Consider the following 19,444-nt stretch of genomic DNA (forward strand, 5'->3'; position numbering starts at 1 on the left):
CGCCGGATCCGTCTGATCAGTTCTCCGCGGACTGGGAGTACGCGGATTCTTCAAATCGCCATCAACGCGACTGAAGCGCTGAGGGTGAGCAAGGCGCTCACTTGCAGTACTGTGCCGGCAGAAACCCAGTTCGCTTTGAAGTTGTTGGCCTTCCGGAGAGTCTTGATCGTATCGACCTGCGCGGTCGCGACATTGTTGCGTGCGTCGACCTCGTGGTCGGTCCAGTGCGCGGTCAGCATCCTCTGCAGGGTGACAGGCGCGGTAACTTTGTAAGCTCGGTTCCAGCCTGCCACGATCCCACACGAAGCCGCACCGGTGAGCAGAACCAGGGCGACGCACACGGTGACGATCACTCCGAGTGGAAGTCTGGAGACGTTGCCCACCTTGACGATGGCCACCAGACCGGTGAAGAGGGTGACGAGTGCGCCTGAGGTGGTCACGAGGTTCTGCCCTCGCACGTCGTAAGCCGCACGCCGGTCGCGTTCGGCTCTGAGTTCGGATTCGATATAGGACGTGTAGCCGATACCTTGATCACTCATCGGGTCGTGTCGCGTCGTCGTGCGCCGGAACGGTCAGGCCGCCCCGGATGTCCTCCATTTCGATCCACGCCTGGTTGGCCGGCGGCTCCCGGCGATCGTCACCTTGCTCGTCGTGAGTGGGTTGCGACACGATCGATTTCCTTCCGCTCGGTGTTCCCCAAGTCGGCCGGCGTGGGTCGCGCGTTACGTGTGCCCGATTCGAGACCGGCTCGTGCCCGGCTCGTCGTTCCGGCAGCAGGCCTGGCGAGGGGACCCTGAACTCATGCCGGCGACCATCTCCGACTTCATCGACCGAATCTACGAGCGGATCGCCTGCGGCTCGGCCGAGGACGTCCTGCGCGAGGATGCAGTACGTGAGTTGTGGGCCATGGCGGCACTATGTCAGGTGACGACGTTCGAGGACCTCGTGCAGGTCCACCCTTCGGTGGCACATGCCGCTGCTTCGCTGTGCTGGGCGCGCTATCTGGCGCTGCCCGAGGAAGCGGGGCTGCACGACCTCGATCGAGCGTTGGCCGGCTTCGGTGCCTGTTTCGACCCAGCCACCACCGTGGCGCCGGTCTGGGTCCGCGAGTACCTGCTGAGGACCGCTGATACCGAAGACAGCTCGCAGGTTCGGCTCTTCAGTGGGGCTGTGCTGCGTGCGCGACGTGAACTCGCTGATTCGGCAGCCGGCAGTGCGCGACATTTCGCAGCAACTTGCCGTCTACAGGAGTGGCTATGCGGCCGCGGCTGGCTTACGACGTCGGTGTGCGACTTCGACGAGGCGATCGCGCTGGCACGTCGAGATCTCGAGACCTACGCCGCCGACGCTGATGCGCAGTCGGCCTTGGCGATCGCGCTGGTCAAAGCCACGGTCATGCGTCTCATCGCGGATCCGTCGCCCGCGGCAGACCTCAGCTACGCCATCACCATCGGAGAAGCCGAGCTTGAACGCCTCGAGCCGGACTGCGCGGCCTTCCGGGAGCAGGCGTACTTCTACGCGTGCGCGGCGTCGGCTCAAGCGAAGGCGACAGGGGATGCGGGGATACTGGCGCGAGCGCTGCGCTGGCTCGAGCGGGGACTGTCGTCCGCCGAGGGAGTTGAGCTGCTGAGGCTGCAGGACCAGATCGTGGACCTGTACGAAACGCGCTATCGGCTCGCCGGCCAGGAGGCGGATCTCGAACTAGCCATCATGGTAAGCAGCTACACCGCGGACGCCACAGCCCGAACGGACGCGCTTTGGCCGGCGCGGTGGCAGCAGGTGGCCGAACTGCGTCGCACGGCCTATCTCCGGTCGGGGAACGGCGAGCACCGCGATGAGAGCATCCGAACGATGCGGGAAGTCGTCAGCGAAACGCCCGAGGACGATCCGGAGCGTGTCCACCGGATGAGTCGGTTGGCGGAGATGCTGCTTCGTCGTTACGACGACATCCGCGGCTTCGGGGAACTTGTCGAAGCGACCCGGATCTACGAAGCGCTGCTCGAGACGGTGCCCGATGACGACCCCCGCAGACCCGACTTCATCGGCAACGCGATCGGGGCGTATGCCGCTCGCGCGACGCGCGAGCAGGGCGCTGCGGCTTTTCTCGACCGTGCTGTCGCCCTTGGCGAGGATGCTCTTTCGACGTCGGGTTCCGCGAGTTTCGAGACACTGATGAACTTGGCCGAAGCCCATGTGAAGCGTGCGGCACGCAATGCGGAAACCGGTTCGGTGGCTGCCGACCTGGACCATGCGGTCGAGCTCGCCGAGCTGGCGGTCGGCAAAGGGCGGACGGATCAGGAGGTAGCTGTGGCTCAGGGGCAGCTCAGTGCCGCGCTGCTGCTGAGGTATAAGAAGGGCGAGTCGATCGAGGACCTCGACCAGGCCACCGACGCCGCCCGCCGCGCGACCTCCGTCGGCGTGCCGATGCGCCGGGCACGAGACTTCCTCTCGCTGGGCGACTGTCTCGAGCGCGGGCCGTCTCCCGACATCGCCGAGGCGATCAGCGCTTTCCGCGATGCCGCCACAGCCGGCGCCGGTCAGGGGCCGATCCGGCTGGTCGCTGCCAGGGCGTGGGGGAAGGTGGCGGCCCGGGAGGGGGACTTCGCCGAAGCCCAGGCCGGCTACCGCGTCGCGCTGCAACTGCTTCGAGAAGTCGTCGACGAACGCCTGACCTGGAACGACCGGATGGAGCTGCTGGTGGAGTACAGCGGCCTCGTCTGGGACGGGGTCGCCGCGGCCCTGCGCAACAACGATCTGGACGCCGCTGTTCGGATGGTCGATTCCGGGCGCTCGGTCCTCTGGACGGGCTTGACGGAAGCGCGACGTGAGGAAGCGCTCCTCGAACGGTTGGCGCCGCAGCTGGCACGAAGGTATCGCGAATGTCTCGAAACACTGGACGCGTACCAGGAAATGGATGCATCCGAGGCCACTCGAAGCTACCGTGATCAGCTTCACGCCATGGCCACGTTGATGTGGCGCACCGCCGAGCACGGACATCATCCGGCCGATGTGGCGACCGCGGCCAGGCAGGAACGCGATGCCCTGCGACGGCGAATGCGGTCCATGCCCGAGTTCGCGGACTTCGATCGCGAGGTCTCGCTCGCCACGGTGGCCGAGTGCCTCCGAGGACGGGCGAACAGGTCGTCCGAGTACACCTCGGAATCGGTGGTGATCATCAATGCGAGCCGCTGGGGCTGCGACGCGATCTTGATCACCGCGGGTGACGCGCGCCGGCTCCCGCTCGCGGTCACGGTGGAAGAGATCGTCGGTGTTGCCGGGGATATGTGGCATGCGATGAGCCAAATTCTCGGCGAAGAGCCGGCTGACGGTGAACACGATCCGCGGGTGAGATTCCAGTCGGTGCTCGGTTGGCTATGGCAGCGGATCGCGGAGCCGATACTTCACGAGCTGCAATTCACTGAAACGCCGGCTGATACGGCTCGCTGGCCAAGGGTGCATTGGTGTACTTCCGGTATTTTCACGCTTCTTCCGGTTCATGCGGCGGAAGGCGCCGACGGTGCGGTGATCGACCGTGTGGTGTCGACGTACTTGGTGAACCTGGGCGATTTCTCGTCTGATCAATCCGCCCATAGCTCTCCATCCCTGCCCGCAGTGGGAATCGCCGTACCTGAACTGCCGGACGCGGACGCCTTGAAGTGCGCGCGGCAGGAGGTTGCTGTCGTGGCTCGGAGCTTCGGCTGGCGTTTCGAGACCTTGGCCGGTGAAGACGCGCAGCTGTATCAGGTGATCCAAGCTCTGCGGCAGACCGGATCAGCGCATTTCGCCTGCCACGGAACTCCGGCCGGCGCCGATGCGAACCGGTGGGGCATTCACCTCTACAACGGCCCGCTCACCATGGCCAAGATCGCGGAACTGGATCTAAGCCGAATGCGGCTCGCCTACCTCGCGGCGTGCTGGACCGGCAGCGCCGGAAGTGCTCTGGACGAGGCGGCGAATGTCGCTGCGGCCTTCCGAGCCGCTGGTGTCCAGCACGTCATCGCCGGTCTGTGGTTCATCGGCGACAAGCACAGCCTCGAACTCGCAGAAGAGTTCTACCCCCGGGCGTGCCAGGCGGGAGAGGTCGACGCCGCCAAGGTACCGATCGCGCTCCACCAAGCTGTCCGGGTGCTCCGAGACCGCCACAGGCGGCCGTGGATGTGGGCCCAATACGTGCACGTAGGCAGATAGGGCGGCAGTTGTCGGCCGCGGTGCAAGCCAGTTGCGAGCGACGCCTTGAGGCGTCGATGACGGGTATCCGGATCCCGGCCAGGTGCACTGCGCATAAGGTCGTACGCGCGGCGAGCGTTACCTCTCGCCGCCCGTACGAGATCGTCCCAGCTTGCCGCCGCTTCCTTGGTCCCGAACCGGACGTCCCACTCGTCACCGACCGGCGGCGGAGCGACGCGTTCGTCCTTCTTCGGGCTCACTCGTCGCCAGGCTCCGGCACGTCCCCGAAGTCATCGCCGTCCTGAGCGAGGATCTTCGCCAGCTCAGGGTCGGGATGGACCTCGGCGGTGCTGCGCCAGGCAGCCACCAGGTTGGCCAGCGGCGCCGGGTTGCCCAGCGATTCGGATCGCTCGGCGACATCGATGAGCTCAAGCAGGAAGGTCTGCACCTCCTCCTGGGAGAGGTAACGAACCCACGGGAACGCGGCCGGCAGGACATCGAGCAGTGCACGCGCCCCGGCATCCTGCTTCATCAACTCAATGAAGATGCGAGCGGTCGCAGAAGCCGCCACGGTCGTCTGGGCGGCGCGGTCGGCAGTCACCAGGACCAGGTCCTGCTGGTCTCGCTCGCGGCGGCGGATCCGCACAGCGCGCGAGGCGGAGTGCTCGAGCTTGTGCACGACCCCCTTGGCGTCGCGCTGCAGATCGGAGAAGTTGACCTCCGGTGCGGTCATGTTCATAGTTCAAAGGTATTTCTGGACTAATTCCATGTCCAGCGCGATCCAACCTCGTGCCCACCAACGAGCTCGGTGGCGGCGGCGAGCCGCTGGTCGACGGGAGCCGGGGGTGCAGGGGCGTTTACTGCCGCAGTACGGCGTCGTGGGCTCGGATTTGCACGGCCGTCGCCGCCAGCGACACAGCGACCAGGTCCGGACACTCGAAGGCGAGCACGTCACTTGACTCGCGACCTCCAGCAGCGGCCAATTCCGGCAGCGCCGCCGCCGGGCAGCCAGCCGGTGCTGGGAGATCTCCCGACCGCCGGCGTCAGTGCGGTCGTTGGCGCGGGGAATCAGCCGCGCGGCGCCGGTGGCCAACAAAGCCCAGCACCACGCCCATCAGGGTGCACTTGCGGGGAATCGCCTTTTCTTGCTCATCTCGAAGCCGCGAGCGGCGCCGGTCGCCGTCGTGCGGGCAATCGCGTCCGGCCGATGCCGCTACAGCCACACCTGCCAACGGAGATCGGCAATGACGGGAATGCCTAGGTTGACTGGACCACTAGGTTGTCGGTCACGCAGCCGCTCCAGGGACCGTAAAACGTCTTCAGGGTGCGGCAATGAAGCGCCCACCGCCCTTGTCAGTCTTTGGTTCGCCAGGGCTGGGGCTCCTCCGGGAGCGGCTTGGCCAAGAAGTCGCCCATGAAGAGGTCGACATAGATGCCGAACAAGCGGCGTAGCACCGCAGCCAGCGAGATGACCAAATGAATCAGCAAGCCGACGCAGATCCCTGAGGCGATGTTGCCGGGGACGCTGTCAGCGGTCAGCAGCGGCCACGATGCCATCAGCGCCAGGCCCAGAGCGAGCAGCATCGCCATCAACGACACGTGCAACGCGCCGACAGCCGAAGACGCCACCAGCTCTTTCAGCCCGGAACGGACCCGGTAGTCCTCCACCTCCTGGATCTTGATCCGCAAGTTCGCGAGGAACACGAAAGTGCTCAGCATCGCGCCAACCAACAGCGACGTCGCCGACAGCAGCTGCCCGACCCCGCCCAGCTGAAGACGGAACACCACGAACAAGACGAACCCCACCGCCGGCGTCCCATACAGCAACGCCCGCTCCGCCCAGGTCAGCCGCTTGCTGTCCGGGCCGCGCATCGCCCGGCTGTTGTAGAGGAAGATCGGCCACGGGTTGAACCTGCGCAACGTGTCCACGCCCGCACCGCCCCTTTCAGTCTGCGATTCTCGGTCGCCAGTTCGCCGCCACATCCACGTTCAACAGCTTCAACGAGTCCAGCGCCGTCGACGCGACCTCGCGCACGAACTGCTCCGCGGTCAGCCGACTGTCGGTGTCGATCGCGTACGTGAACCGCGGCCACGACGAGCGCACATCGATCTTGCGCTCCTTGCCGTCATAGACGGTGACGATGCGCTCCTCGTCGAAATCCTCATCCTCAAAATCACGCAACCCCACAAGCCCAACCAGCTGCGGGCGCTTCGGCTCCTGCCCGATCATCGCCCGCAGCGCGTCGATCACCCGCGCCTTCACCTGCGACCCGTCCTCCAGATCCAGATGCAGCCGCGACCGGCGCACGTTCTCTTCCGTGAACCGGGTCCGGTCCGGTGACGGCCGCGACTGCACCAACTCCACCCCGGTCACACCCACCGAGTCATCAGACAAGAACTCGCTCCACGCCCGCGCGTCCACCGTGTCCGACGTGACCCGCAGGAACACGCCCAGATCCCGCAGCCTGTAATTCAACTGGCGTAACGTCTGCGGCAGCAGATGCGACCGCCCCTTCACCTCGGTGATCAACAACCCAGCGTCACCGTAGGGAGGGATGATCAGCAACGAGTAAAAATCGGACAGCACCGCGTCGCTCTGCCCGATCTGCCGCGGGTCCTCTTCCGGCTCGTCCGAGTCCACGTCGATCACCTCGCGCGGCTCTCCGTACTCGCCGCCCTTCACATTCAGCAAAATGCCCCACGCGTCCGACCGCACCTGCGACACCCGGGTGTAGTGACGACGAGTCTCGTCCTTCTCGCCTCGAGCCATCGCATCCTTCGCCGCCCGCAACACCGCCTGATACAAACCGCCTACAGCCTCCGGCTCCGTCAACGCCATCCGGTCACGCTTGCGCGGCGGAGTCACATACAACTCCGCCACCCTGTAGCCGTAAGTTGTCATATCCCCACCCTCTGTTGCAGAACGTAAACACAGAGGGTCACCCACGCCGCCAACCACAGTCAAGGTTCACACCAGCCAACACCAGAATTCGAACACATGTTCTAGCGATTATCAAGGTATATCACCCGTCCGAGAAGACCGACAGTCAGCCGCAGGAATTCAACACACGAAGAATTACTGCCCTGCGTGCCGTGGGCGTGGCAAGATCCAATGGCCGAGTTGCGTATCGCGCGAGTCAGATGCCCAGCGGCCGCCCGATGATGCCGCCGGCGGGCACGCCACCTTCGAAGAAGCCGCCCTGTACGCCGAGAACCCGAACCCGCTCCGTCATGACCGGCTCGTTCTGGTGAGGCCTGCTCATCCGCATAGCCGGCGCGCCGCCGCCGGCCTGTCTGGTCCTCGTCACGGCGCTCGTGATCGCCCTGCCGCGCGCGGTCTGCTCCGCGAAGCACTGCAGCTGCTCCCCGACGTCCTATGTCTCATCCGTCGGCTCGCCGCCGACAAGTCCCTGCCCCGCGGCGTCCGCATCCGGCTCGGGCTGCTGCTGGCCAACCTCGCCTTGCCGATCGACCTGATCCCGACTTCATCCCCGTCCTCGGTTACGCCGACGACGCCATCGTGGTCACCGGCGTCCTCTGCGGTGGCGTCCGGCGTGCCGGCATCGACGCCGTCACGCCCGCTGGCCCGGCACCGACGATGGCTTCCCGGCGCTGACCCGCCTGACCACCTCTGCTCGCCCGCCACCTGATCCGCCTGCCAGTTCCCGCGAAGATCACGCACCAGCACGGGAGCCCCGTGCTCGAACTGCCGGTCACGGGCGTCGAAGCACGCACGCCGAGTTCCCCCTTGCAGCCCTCTAATCGGCGAGTGACAGACGGCTCGCACGGTTGATCTCGACAGTGACCAGCTGACCGAGGTGCGACGCCGCTGAACCTACCTGAGCGAGCTTCCTTCGACGTCAACACTGGACCACCGGGTCACAGTTGGACACCCATGCGTAACGACCGTTCAAGCTAGCTCGACTGCCAAGAGTGCAGAACCAGCGCACAATAAGTACGTCAGGAGCCTTCGAGATGACGACGCACGAGTCAATTTTCGATCACCAAGACAACCTCGCCAAGAAAACCGTAATTGGGATCATGTGGTCAGCCTTGATCATCGCGCCGGTGTTCTTGGGCGGATTGGCATTCTTCTTCGTGGCGCGCGCCTTCATGAGTGGGTTCACGGTGGGCCTCCGTAGCTTTGCTGCAGTCGTCCTGCCCCTGATGGTGCTGACGTTCGTCGTGGCTCCGAAGCTTGGTCAGCGCCGTCGCTCCGGCACCGAACCCGAGAGCCCGCCCAACCGAATCTTCGAACTGCCGGCGTGGCTCGTCGGGATGCCCTTGTGGCTCGCCACGATCGGCATGACAGCCGCAGGCGCTATCATGATGCAGCTCCTGACCATTTCAACATCGATCCCGATCGTCGAACTGGTCCTGGCAGCCGGGTTTTCCTTCATCCTTTACCTTTGGTCCGACGACAGAGATCGAGCTGCTCCATATTGCCTCGGACTCGTCATCGGCGCGCTCGGCTATGTGATCATTCTCGGCGTACCCCACGTCTGAGCTCCACCTATCAGAGTGACGACCTAGCCGGTACTCACACGGGCAGTCCAGGCCGGACTGTCCCGGTGACACACTCCCGGCAACAGCACCGCGTTGACGACCTCACCGGTCTGGTGAACGGCCACTGCCTCGTTGATACTCGGCAGTGGAAATCGCGTGATGAACCACTTGATCGGGAACCAGCCGGCCATGTGCAGGCGAGCAGGTAAGGGATGAACTCCGCGGGCACTCCGTCACCGTCGACGAGGCGACGCAGGACTCAGTGGCCGCGGTGGCGCACCGAGCTCAGGCGGGTCGCCAGGGCCATCTCATCCGCACGGTGGTGCCGGTCGGCGTGCTGGTGATACCGGCTTCGGGAGCGACCGCCCGGATGATCGGGATACCGCGGCCGCCGAGCGGGCGGCTGCGCCAGCGCGGTGCCGCTACCGGATGTCGGCGGTTGCGGTGAAACGTTCAATCCGCAAAAAGTCAACGACGGTTCCGAGACGACCGCCTGGCCATTGAGCTTCAGCGACTCCGTCCCCATTGACCGGCCGTCACGTTCTTTCGCCGGAGCGAGGTGCCAAGTGGCCCGGGGCTCTGACCAGCCGTGACAGCGTCACCGCATGTCTTCGCCGCGAATCAAACCCGCCACGATGGCAACGCTTGCCCGGACGAAAGGCGCAGCCTCACACGGTCGGCTGAACCCTTCAGAACCGAACCCGAATGGCAGCCCCCGCGATGTCACGCTCCCAGCGTGGCAGCCACGAGCAACCCCAGCCCGGCGCAGCAAGCCTTGCTCGACCGCCTCGACCACGACAATCCCGTCACGCTGCCCACAGCCGCGGCACGCTCGACGACCGTGTCGGCGTTGCGCAACCGCGGCCTCATCCACGCCGAGCGAACCCGCGACGGGTGGCAGCTCGCTCCCACCGCAGCCGGCACTCGCTGGCAACGCCGCGACCACGGCACACCCATCACGCCGGTCGGCACCGAGTTAGCCGCTGACAGCCGGACGGAACCGCACTCACACGAGACTGCCCCCTTCGAGCATGAAGGCCTGCTGTGGAAGCCTGTGCCCGGCGCCACCGCCACCTTTCCACAGCTCCTCCAGGCCCGCGCCGCGTTCAGCGACATCATGGACCTGTGGAACCTGTGGCGGCGTGACCAGCGTGAGGACGAGCTGGCAGCCGCCTGTGCCGTGTTCGACCAATGGCAACGCGCCGAACCCGATTTCCAGCCATGGACCGACCACGACATCACCGCATGGGAACAAGACCTGGACAAGCGTCGCCGACAGGAACGCGCACGCGACCGGCTCGCGCGACTTCCGCTGCACGATCCCGGCCGTGACCAAAACCGGCCCGCTCTGCTAGAACAGCAATCCCACCTCGACTCCACCTGCAACCACCTGCACGGTCTGCAGGAGCGGACCGTCTACCCAGCGATGGACCCGGTACGCCGCGAACGCAAGATCAGAGACAGCGAAACCACCCTCGAGCGCGTCACCACCAACGTCACCAAGCTCCAAGCGCGTGTCGGTGACCCCGACGCGGTAGTCGACATAGACGGCTACCTGCCTCGCCACCGGCGCGAGCGCAACCGCAGCACGCTCCAGTGGTGGCGGCACGACGAGCTGACCCGGCTGCGCACCCTCGTCGCCGACCTGCAAACCCACAGCCGCCGCAAGCCCGACTGAGAGAGCGCAGTTGCGGACCCGGATCATCAACGAGAAGCACCGACTCGACACGCTCGCCAGCATGCCGAAACCGGGTCTGCTCAGGGTTTGGTTGACACCTCATGTGTGAGGCTCCGGCCTCGCCTGGAAGACATCCCAGGAGCTTGAATGTCAAGCAGCAGCCTTCTCTGCACGATGTGACCAAGCGGTCGCCTCGTCGTAGAGGGTGCGGGTTTTGAGGCAGCCGTGCAGGATGCCGACGAGCCGGTTGGCGAGCTGCCGCAGTGCGGCGTTGTGGTGGGCGCCGCGTGCGCGGAGCTGGTCGTAGTAGGCGCGGGCACCGGGCGAGGTGTTCAGTGCGCTGAACGCTTGAGTCATGAGCGCGTCGATGAGCCGGTCGTTGTGGACGAACCGGGCCAGTACGGCCGTCTTCTTGCCGGAGGCGCGGGTGATCGGGCTGGTGCCGGCGTAGTTCTTGCGGCGCTTGGCATTGGCGTAGCGGTCGGGGTCGTCTCCGAACTCGGCAAGCACCCGAGCACCGAGGACCGGCCCCAGTCCTGGCTGGGACAGGATGATCTCAGCGTCCGGGTGCCGGCCAAAATGCGCATCGACCTGTCCCTGTAAGGCTTTGATCTGTTCGTGCAGGACAGTCAGCACTGCCGCGGCGGCGCGCGTGGTGGTGGCGTAGGCCGCGGTGACCACGGCGGGCTGGCCCAGGTGCTCGGCACGCAGCACGGCCTGGATCGAGGCGGCCTTGACAGGGATGTCGTGGCGGCGAGCACGTTTGAGAGCGGCCGTGATCTGGGTGATGGTCAGCTTCGCAGCCGAGGCAGGGTCGGGTGCCTTGGCCAGCAGCTCCAGGGCGTCGGCGGCGTCGAGATCGGTGAACGCATTCAACGCGGCCGGGAAGTAGTCACGCAGCGCGTGCCGCAGCCGCTGGGTGTGCCGGGTGCGTTCCCAGATCAGCGTCTTGTGCGCCCTGCTCACGACCTTGATCGCCTCAGCCTCGGCGGTGTCACCCGCGACCGGACGCAGCTGGTGGGAGTCGGTACGGACCATGTCGGCCAGCGTGTGTGCGTCGGCCGCGTCGCTCTTGGCGCCCGAGACGCCGTGGCGTTCCCGGTAGCGGGCCACCGACAACGGGTTGACAGCGAAAACCGTGTATCCGGCGGCGATCAGCGCCTGCACCCACGGACCCCGGTCGGTCTCGATCCCGATCCTCACCTCCACGGCCTCGGCGTCTTCGCCGAACTGCTCGCCGATCATCGCGTGCAGCCGGGCCATCCCCGCCACGCCCTCGGGCAGCCGGGCCTTGGCCAGCCGCCGGCCCGCCGCGTCCATCAACTCGACGTCGTGATGCGCCTCAGCCCAGTCGTCCCCTACGAACAGCACCCGTTCTCCCGTTCCCGTGGCCATGTTCGGCAGCAGCCTGCGGGAGAACTATCAGCGACCTAATGAATCAGTGCTCACGCCACGCGGGCGGGCACGACATCCCATCAGCGATCAACTCTCCCGGCCCACCGGCAGGGGCACGATCTTCCATCAGGACTCAGCGTCCAGGATGTCCGAGTGCTCACCTGCCAGCGGCTACCAGACTCAAGTCTGCCCGACGGGCGACTCACGTCTCATTAGGATGTCACCGTGCCCAAGCCCTACCCCCGTGAGTTCCGCGACGACGTGATCGCCGTGGCCCGTCGCGGCGAGGCCCCGTTGAAGCAGGTCGCCAAGGATTTCGGGATCTCCGAATCGTGCCTTGCCAACTGGCTGCGCGCGGCCGATGTCGAGGACGGCACTCGGCCCGGAGCGACCCGCGAGGAGTCCGCTGAGCTGCGCGAACTGCGCAAGCGCAATCGGCTGCTGGAACAGGAGAACGAGGTTTTGCGCAAGGCCGCGGCTTACCTGGCGCAGGGCAATCTGCCGGGAAAATAGCGTTCCCGCTCGTCCGTGAACTGGCCGCGGCCGGCACCGGTGTGCGGGTGCCGGTCGCGGTGACGTGCAGGGTGCTGGGCATCTCCCGGCAGGCCTTCTACCAGTGGCGATCGTCACCGGTCTGCCAGCGGGACGTCGACGATGCACATCTGATCAACGCCGCGCTCGAGATTCACGCCGACGACCCGGCCGACGGGTACCGGTTCATCGCCGACGAACTCGCCCGCCGTGGATTCACCGCTTCGGAGAACCGGGTCTGGCGGATCTGCTCGATGCAGCAGATCTTCTCGCTGCACGCCAAGAAGAAAGGACGTTCCCGCAAGGCCGGGCCGCCGGTGCACGATGACCTGGTCCGCCGTGATTTCACCGCCGCAGCACCGAATACCAAGTGGTTGACCGACATCACCGAACATTCCACCAGCGAAGGGAAACTCTACCTTTGTGCGATCAAGGACTGCTGCTCCAACAAGATCGTCGGGTACTCCATCGCCTCGCACATGCGGGCCTCACTCGCCGTCAGCGCGTTGCGTAACGCTATCGCGCTGCGCGACCCGGCCGGCACCGTCGTTCACTCCGACCGCGGCGCTCAGTTCCGATCGGCGGCTTACCGGCGTTTACTGCGCGCTCATGGGCTGACCGGGTCGATGGGCCGGGTCGGCGCCTGTGGTGACAACGCCGCGATGGAGTCGTTCTTTTCGCTGCTGCAGAAGAACGTCCTCGATACCCGGCGGTGGCACACCCGGGAGGAACTCCGGCTGGCGATCGTGTCCTGGATCGAGACGAAGTACCACCGCAAACGCCGGCAACGCGCCCTGGGCAAGCTCACCCCGGTCGAGTTTGAGACCATCTACACGACCGCGTCAGCGGCCTGAGAAACAGTCAGCCCTGGTGTCAACCAAAGTCTGGGCAGACCCCTGGTCGATCAACGCATGCAGCGTTTGAGCCCACTCCTCTCCTCGATCTCAACTGATTGGTGCCCCGACTGCGGTCAACGCGCAGTACAACTCGCAAGCGAGCCCGTGTCCCGGACGCACGGGCCCGAAGACGACCTTCCCCGCTGCGCATTCTGTACTGCACGTTGGCACTCGCGTGCTGACTATGTCGAAGACCTCACCAGCACGCGGCTAGGTTTGAGCGAATACGCAGCGGCCCACGACGGTGCGGACGAGCCCACCACACACTGCCCGGAATGCGGTAAGGATATGCTGGTCTGGTTCGACCCCACCACCGGCGACCTTGGCCCCAACCCCTACGGCCGCTGCTTCTTCTGCGACTGCGAGTTCAACGACCGATGCCCGCGGTGCGATGCACCGGTCAACAACCCGTCCGACGACGAGTCTCTGCTGTGCTTCGACTGCGTCGAGAGCCTCTCCGCCGAGGACTGACCGCGGGAGGCCGCCGCGCCGGCGCTCTTCTGAGAGCTCGACCAGCACGCGGAGAGAGGTTATTCCGCTGTCTCGGTGGTCACACTCCCAGAACGTCGTGGAATGGCGACAGGTCGTGGTTGTAGAAGCCGGCACCGACTTTGCGGCCCAGCCGGTCGCTGGCGACCAGCGCGGTGAGCACGGCGCTGGACTTGATGTCGGGATCGTCGTTGACGTCGTGGAGTCGCTTTTGGATCGCCTCGCAGACATCGAGGCCGATCGCATCCATCAAGGCGAACGGCCCGAGAGGGTGACCGAGTCCGTTCTCCACCGCCTGATCGAGCTCCTCGATGGTCGCAGCGCCTGCCTCGACTAGGGCGACGGCGTCGTTGAGGTAGGGAAAGAGCAAGTAGTTCACGATGAAGCCAGCTCGGTCCGTGCAGTTAACCGGTGTCTTGCCGAGTGAACGGGCCAAGGTGTGCGCGGTCGCCAGTACGTCGTCGCCGGTGAACTCCGTCCGACTGACCTCGACGAGGCCCATCACCGGCGCTGGGTGGAAGAAGTGCATTCCCACCACGTCAGCGCGCCGGTCGGCCGCCTCGGCGCAGTCGGCGACCGACAGGCTGGAAGTGGTCGTGGTCAACACCGCGCCTGGCCGACACACTCGGCCCAAAGCGCCGAAAACCTCCGCTTTGATGTCCTCTACCTCAGTGACGGCCTCCATCACAACGTCGCGGTCGCCGAGGTCCGCGTAACCGGACGACGGGTGGATGCGGGCAAGCGCCTGGCGCCGCGCTTCGGGCCGAATCTGACCGCGCCGCACCGCTCGGACCATCGCCGCATCGATCGCCTCGATCGCCGCCTCAGCCTTCTCCTGGGTGCGGGCGGAGAGCACCGTGTCGAAGCCGCCGAGTGCGGTGACCTGGGCGATTCCCCGGCCCATCGTGCCCGACCCGACGACGCCGATCCGACTGACCGGACGTGGAACGGCGTTCATAGTCCGGTCCGGGCGAGGAGAGCCCACCACGCCAGCTGCCCCGTAGTCGTAGACGCCCATGCCAGCTTTGCGTCCCAGCCGATTGCGCCCGACCAGGTCGCTCAGCAGCGCTGCGGGCGCGTGCGCGGCCCGTCTCGTGCGTTCATGCAACGCGGCCAGTTCGTCTCGGACCGAATCGACACCTAAGTGGTCAAGAAGCGTCAGCGGGCCCGCAGGCAGGCCACACCCCAGCTTCATCGCCGTGTCGATGTCCTCACGAGTTGCATAGCCGGACTCGTACAGGGAAACTGCTCGGTTCAAGTAGCCGAGGAGGAGCTGCCACGCGAGCATCTGCGCGGATCCGAAGTCCTTCACCGCCAGGGGAAGCCGGCTCACCAGCGCATCGACCGCGCTGGCGGCGCCGGCCTCCGACATCGCCGTCCGCGTCACCTCACAAGTCCCGCCGGGCGCCGGAGGGACCATGAAGCGCAAGCCGACAAGCTTCGAAGGTCGACCGGACTCGGCCGCGAGCGCCATGAGCGACAGAGAAGCGGTCGTCGAAACCAGAACGGTGTCCGGCGGGCAGACCTCGGCGATCGTCCGCAACACTGCCCTCTTGGTCTCCCTGTGTTCGGGGACCGCCTCGACTACGAGGTTGGCAGCGGACAGGACAGACATACCGTTGTGCGCGGCGATCGAGCGGCTCCGGGCACGCTCGACCGCAGCCGGATCGACGTCCACGGCGATTACCGGCACGCCGGCCTCGACGAGCAGCTCGACGAGGGGCAACCCCAGCGACCCGAGTCCGACGACACCGACAGTGTTCCCTTGTTCGATCACAGCGTCTTCCTTCGTTCAGATCCGAAAGGCGAACGGGTGCAATCCGGGTAGCCGATCAGCCGGCCACGGCGGTCCCCAGTTCCCAGGACTTAGCCGGTGGAGCGGCGGGCGGCTCGGGGATGGGTTCGCGAGCGGCGGCGACAATTTCGGCGGCGTTGAGGCTCGAAGGCGCTGCCGTCAAAGTGTTGACCGCGTACACGGCGGCACTCACGGCAGGGTTGACGAGGCTCAGTCGAGCGACCTTGTCCGAGGTTCCCGACGGTTCGCTGGTGGGAATCTCGAACCCCTGGGATCGGACACCGGGATAGCGGAGATCCTGTCCTGTCGCGAGGACCCACGCGTCACGGGCAGCGAGAGAAATCGCCCGCTGGGCCTCCTTCGTGACGCCGGTGTCGTCAGGGCAGGACTCGAGCACGGTGTCGAGGCGCTTCGCCCCCATCGCCGCGCAGCTCATACCGTGCCCGTAGATGGGGTTGAACGCAGCCAGCGCGTCTCCCGCCACCACGATGCCTTCCGGCCAGCGCTGCGAGCTCCCATAGTGGAGCCGCCGGTTCACGGTGCTGCGCGAGAAGTGAATACCGCCGAGCGGCTCCGCGCCGACTGTCACGTCGGCGATCAGAGGATGCCGCAGACCTCGTGCGAACTCCAGGAAATCTTCTTCAGAAGACGGCGGTTCGGCTCCTCTAGTCCCGGATACGGTGACGATCCACCGGCCGTCTTCCACGGGCAGGAGCACACCGTTGCGACCGGGTTCCGGCGATTCCGGATCGGCCATGACGGTGATCAGCGGGAAGGTGTCCCGCACGTCGTCGGGCGCCCGGAAGACCCGGGTCGCATAGGCAAGGCCCGAGTCGACGGTCTCCCCCTTCACGGGTGGCAGGCCCATCCGGAGCAGCCAGGAGCGGGTTCTGGAAGCACGCCCGGTCGCATCGACCAGGAAATCCGCGGTAATGAGTTCCGCGCCGCTCTCACTGCGAAGCTCTGCGCCGGTAACCCGGCTGGCATCTCCGAGCAGTTTGGTGGCCTCGACGGCGGTCCTGAGCACGATGCGGTCGTTGCCCAGGACCGCACGCCGGACGATCTGGTCCAGGAGGGGCCGGCTGCAGGAAACCAGGAAGTGCGAAGCGGGGAACCGCGTTTGCCAGCCGTGCTGGGTGAACGCGAGCACGTCCTCCGGCAGGCCTATCTTCCGCGCGCCGGCGCTGTACAAGGCGTCGAGCGCACCGGGAACCAGGTCATCGATGGCACGGGCACCGGCCTCCATCAGAAGATGCGCGTGATGCGCCTGCGGGGTGCCCTGGCGCACCGCCGGACCGTCCGGGTAGCGATCTCGCTCGACGATCGTCACGGTGGTGCAGTGCCGGGCCAGCGCGGCCGCAGCCAGCATTCCGGCCAAGCCGCCGCCCAGGACCACCGCGCGTTCGAACCTCATCGCCCGTCCACCTCCTGGCCGCCCGTGAACCCCAGCCAGCCGTGAATCACCTGCGCGGTGTGCGCCGCGTGGTCCTCCAGGACGGTGAAGTGGTTCCCCGGCACCTCGATCACGGAGTCCATCAGGTCCCAGGGAGTGAACCCCGCGAGCGGGTCCTCCTCACTGAGCGGCTCCGACGCACGGACGAGCAGAGCAGGCGCGCCGACCCGGCCGGGGCGCCAATCGAAGGAGAGATACCGCGCCATTGCGCTGATCCAGTCATCACCCCAGAGGTCCCCGCCCGCCGCCCCCAGCGCATTGTTACGGCGGACGAGTTCCGGCAGCAACCGGCCGAGGTTCCCGCTGCCTTCTGCGCCGCTCGCCCACTCCGGCAGGTGGCTGTCGATCGCGACCACGGCGGACGGCGCGGTCCCCCGGTCCTCCAGGCGCCGGGCGACCTCGTGGGCGACCACACCACCCGAGGAATGCCCCACCAGGACGAAAGGCTTCCCTCCAGCGATCGACAGCACGGTCTCGACGTGCCCCGCGAGCAGCTCGTCGAGGTCGGATGGCAATCGCTGACCGCGGATGAATCCGGGCTGCGGCACGACCACCACGTCTCGGTACCCCTGCCAGGCCGTCGCCAGCCGCGCGTACTGGTGCGCGCCCGAACGGCCGATGAAGGCGGGAAAACAAATCAGGACGGCATCGTCCGTCCCCGCGGCGAGCGTGATCGGCGCGTCAGGTCCGCCGTCACCGGCGGGCGGCCGGAACCGGGAAAGCGCATCGACAGCGACGAAGAACTGTTCGAGCTGCCCGTCCTCCGCGGCCTTGACGAGCATGGCGTCGAGTCTCTCCGCGTGTACCGCGGCGTGGTCGTTCTGCAGCGGAGCGCCCAGCCGCGGCAGGAGGTATTCGACCACGGCGTTCGGGGTCGGGTGGCCAAAGGCCAACGTGCCCGGCAAGGGCAGCCCTGTCGCGCGAGCCAGCCTCGAGGCGAGCTCGGCGCTGGCGAGCGAGGTGAAACCGATCTCGAGGAACGGGGAAGCAGGCCGCACTTCCGCAGCGGAACGAAGCCCCAGTGCGGATGCCGCGACCTCGCAGACGAACTCCGTGAGGAGCCGCTTTTGTTCGGCCTCGGTCAACCCCGTGAGCGTCGGCACCTCTTGCGCACGTTCTTCGGCGACGGGCTCGTCGATCAGCAAGGCGAAGAGGTGCGTCCCGTGCTCCGCGGCGAGCCTCTCCCAGTCGGCAGTGGCGAGCAGCACTTCGTCTTCACCGAGATCGAACGTACGCCGGAAGGCACCGGCGACGGCGGAGTCCGGCACCGGCCGGAACGGCTCTTCGGCACCGCCTCCCCAAACGATGGTGGTGGCGGCGCGGCCGTCTGCCCGGCGCCGCTCGGCCAGCGCTGTCAACGGCTGCTGTGCGGCACCGTTTCCCCAGAGCCCGTCGATAGGGACAACCACGCAGAAGAATCCGACATCGAGTTCCGAGACTGGGCCGGGCGGGAGTTCACCGGGATCGTCGGCGAGGTGGACGACCCCGCTCAAGGGGAGATCCGTCGGCGTTGAGGCGAGCAGCTCCGCAAGGTCGAATCCGGCGGGGTCGGATCCGGCGAGGTCGGTGTGAGGGATCCCAGCTTCGGCGAGCGCGCTCTGCACGGTCCCGGTCGCGGCGTCGAGTACCACGTGCTCCGCACCCGCCTCGGCCAGCCAGTGCAAGACGGCAGGGACCATTGTCCGGTTTCCGCCGGTCAGCAGGACTGTACCGTGCGTACGCCAAGGGACGAGGAACCCGTTGTCCGGAGCAGGGGGTGGGGCCGGCACGATGCGACGGACGAGCAGTTCCGTTCCGCGCACGAGGAAGCGGGATTCACCGTCGGCGGTCGAGACCGCCGCGGCGACCCGTTCGGCGACCAGATCGTCCACCACGGCGGGAAGCTCGATCACACCATCCCCCGCGCGCACGGCCTCGAGTTCACCGACCCACCAGACCGGTGCGTCGGAGTCCGGGAGAACCGCACCCGGCCCCGCCAGGATGCCACTCACGACGCCGGCGGGCAGATCGTCCTCGGCTGATCGCACGGTGGCACCGCGCCGTCGGAGCGCCTCGGCGAACAACGGGCCCCATTCGTCCCCCTCGCCCGGTATGACCAGCCAAGTACCTTCGAGGATCCCCGGCATGGCGGGGCGCGGTCGCCACTCGAGCCGGTACCGCAAGGCATCCGCCGCGTCCAGCTCCGTCTGCCGGCGCCGCCACGCCGTCAGCGTGGGGAGCACCTCACGGAAGGGCCGGTCCACGTCGACGTCCAGAACGCTCTCGAGCACGGCCGTGTCGCCGCGCTCGATCGCGTCCCACAACGGAGAATCGGTTTCCCCTCCGTGGTTCCGCAGGCCGGGTACGTCGAGCCAATACCTTTCGCGCTGGAAGGCATAGGTGGGCAGATCCACGTGCACGCCCGGCTCGACCCAGCCGGAAAAGTCGACGGTTGCGCCAGCGGTGAACACCTCCGACAACGACCGCAAAAACCGCCCACGCTCCTCCTCACCCCGCCGCAACGTCCCCACCACCACAGCACCACCACCCACCGC

The 19,444-nt window shown here is 66.6% G+C and carries 14 protein-coding genes and 1 pseudogene; 6 read left to right on the top strand and 9 right to left on the bottom strand.

The genetic code is table 11. The annotated features are described in order from the left end of the window. Window positions 1-50: 50 nt before the first annotated feature. Together ACFVYA_RS44385 and ACFVYA_RS44390 are read right to left on the bottom strand one after the other, a co-directional pair. Window positions 51-539 (bottom strand): hypothetical protein, encoded by a 489-nt coding sequence (locus ACFVYA_RS44385; RefSeq protein ID WP_387053900.1) that lies wholly within the window; start codon window positions 537-539, stop codon window positions 51-53. Next, window positions 532-669, bottom strand: coding sequence for a hypothetical protein (locus ACFVYA_RS44390; RefSeq protein WP_387053902.1), 138 nt, complete (start codon window positions 667-669; stop codon window positions 532-534). Before ACFVYA_RS44390 ends, ACFVYA_RS44385 begins: the two co-directional genes overlap by 8 nt. A 132-nt stretch (window positions 670-801) precedes the next feature. On the opposite strand from ACFVYA_RS44390, the gene ACFVYA_RS44395 reads away from it, so the two are divergent. Further along, window positions 802-4,188 (top strand): CHAT domain-containing protein, encoded by a 3,387-nt coding sequence (locus ACFVYA_RS44395; RefSeq protein ID WP_387053905.1) that lies wholly within the window; start codon window positions 802-804, stop codon window positions 4,186-4,188. 235 nt (window positions 4,189-4,423) lie between these two features. On the opposite strand, the gene ACFVYA_RS44400 is transcribed toward ACFVYA_RS44395, so the two are convergent. The 3 genes from ACFVYA_RS44400 to ACFVYA_RS44410 all read right to left on the bottom strand — a co-directional run bounded on the left by ACFVYA_RS44400 (window position 4,424) and on the right by ACFVYA_RS44410 (window position 7,048). Beyond that, window positions 4,424-4,906, bottom strand: a complete 483-nt coding sequence (locus ACFVYA_RS44400; protein ID WP_387053907.1) for a hypothetical protein — start codon at window positions 4,904-4,906, stop codon at window positions 4,424-4,426. Window positions 4,907-5,520: 614 nt separating this feature from the next. After that, entirely contained in the window at window positions 5,521-6,096 is a 576-nt protein-coding gene (locus tag ACFVYA_RS44405) for a hypothetical protein (RefSeq protein ID WP_387053909.1), read from the bottom strand. 16 nt (window positions 6,097-6,112) lie between these two features. Then, the gene (locus tag ACFVYA_RS44410) at window positions 6,113-7,048 is read right to left on the bottom strand and encodes a hypothetical protein (RefSeq protein ID WP_387053910.1); all 936 of its coding nucleotides are present in this window, start codon (window positions 7,046-7,048) and stop codon (window positions 6,113-6,115) included. 374 nt (window positions 7,049-7,422) lie between these two features. Between ACFVYA_RS44410 and ACFVYA_RS44415 the strand changes: the two are divergent. From ACFVYA_RS44415 to ACFVYA_RS44425, 3 genes and pseudogenes are all read left to right on the top strand, one after another. Continuing rightward, window positions 7,423-7,815, top strand: a pseudogene (locus ACFVYA_RS44415) (YkvA family protein); the annotation flags it as partial. A 327-nt stretch (window positions 7,816-8,142) separates the two neighbouring features. Beyond that, a complete protein-coding gene (locus tag ACFVYA_RS44420) occupies window positions 8,143-8,673 on the top strand; it encodes a hypothetical protein (protein ID WP_387053912.1) in 531 nt (176 codons plus the stop codon). 736 nt (window positions 8,674-9,409) lie between these two features. Beyond that, window positions 9,410-10,351, top strand: a complete 942-nt coding sequence (locus ACFVYA_RS44425; RefSeq protein WP_387053914.1) for a hypothetical protein — start codon at window positions 9,410-9,412, stop codon at window positions 10,349-10,351. A gap of 150 nt (window positions 10,352-10,501) precedes the next feature. Here ACFVYA_RS44425 and ACFVYA_RS44430 read toward each other — a convergent pair whose 3' ends face one another. Beyond that, on the bottom strand, window positions 10,502-11,722 hold the full coding sequence (locus tag ACFVYA_RS44430; RefSeq protein WP_387053916.1) for an IS110 family transposase: 1,221 nt from the start codon (window positions 11,720-11,722) through the stop codon (window positions 10,502-10,504). Window positions 11,723-11,971: 249 nt separating this feature from the next. Here ACFVYA_RS44430 and ACFVYA_RS44435 point away from each other — a divergent pair. Then, window positions 11,972-13,131, top strand: a protein-coding gene (locus tag ACFVYA_RS44435; RefSeq protein WP_387053918.1) for an IS3 family transposase whose coding sequence is annotated in 2 segments (ribosomal slippage) — window positions 11,972-12,250 and window positions 12,253-13,131 — 1,158 coding nt in all. Because the reading frame shifts where the segments join, the coding sequence is not laid out codon by codon here. A 330-nt stretch (window positions 13,132-13,461) separates the two neighbouring features. Then, the gene (locus ACFVYA_RS44440) at window positions 13,462-13,644 is read left to right on the top strand and encodes a hypothetical protein (protein WP_387053921.1); all 183 of its coding nucleotides are present in this window, start codon (window positions 13,462-13,464) and stop codon (window positions 13,642-13,644) included. Window positions 13,645-13,723: 79 nt separating this feature from the next. Here ACFVYA_RS44440 and ACFVYA_RS44445 read toward each other — a convergent pair whose 3' ends face one another. From ACFVYA_RS44445 to ACFVYA_RS44455, 3 genes are all read right to left on the bottom strand, one after another. Further along, window positions 13,724-15,439, bottom strand: coding sequence for a 3-hydroxyacyl-CoA dehydrogenase family protein (locus tag ACFVYA_RS44445; RefSeq protein ID WP_387053923.1), 1,716 nt, complete (start codon window positions 15,437-15,439; stop codon window positions 13,724-13,726). A gap of 55 nt (window positions 15,440-15,494) precedes the next feature. Beyond that, entirely contained in the window at window positions 15,495-16,871 is a 1,377-nt protein-coding gene (locus tag ACFVYA_RS44450; RefSeq protein ID WP_387053925.1) for an NAD(P)/FAD-dependent oxidoreductase, read from the bottom strand. Then, window positions 16,868-19,444 (bottom strand): alpha/beta fold hydrolase (locus ACFVYA_RS44455; RefSeq protein ID WP_387053927.1); only part of this gene is annotated, 2,577 nt, incomplete at its 5' end. The genes ACFVYA_RS44450 and ACFVYA_RS44455, both read right to left, overlap by 4 nt.

Origin of the sequence: Amycolatopsis sp. NPDC058278 (assembly GCF_042881395.1) — a bacterium.
GTDB lineage: Bacteria > Actinomycetota > Actinomycetes > Mycobacteriales > Pseudonocardiaceae > Amycolatopsis.

Bases quoted from the DNA above. Each gene is read 5' to 3' on its own strand.
- ACFVYA_RS44450 (WP_387053925.1), bottom strand. From the start codon at position 16,871: ATGAGGTTCGAACGCGCGGTGGTCCTGGGCGGCGGCTTGGCCGGAATG.
- ACFVYA_RS44385 (WP_387053900.1), bottom strand. From the start codon at position 539: ATGAGTGATCAAGGTATCGGCTACACGTCCTATATCGAATCCGAACTC.
- ACFVYA_RS44420 (WP_387053912.1), top strand. From the start codon at position 8,143: ATGACGACGCACGAGTCAATTTTCGATCACCAAGACAACCTCGCCAAG.
- ACFVYA_RS44440 (WP_387053921.1), top strand. From the start codon at position 13,462: ATGCTGGTCTGGTTCGACCCCACCACCGGCGACCTTGGCCCCAACCCC.
- ACFVYA_RS44395 (WP_387053905.1), top strand. From the start codon at position 802: ATGCCGGCGACCATCTCCGACTTCATCGACCGAATCTACGAGCGGATC.
- ACFVYA_RS44400 (WP_387053907.1), bottom strand. From the start codon at position 4,906: ATGAACATGACCGCACCGGAGGTCAACTTCTCCGATCTGCAGCGCGAC.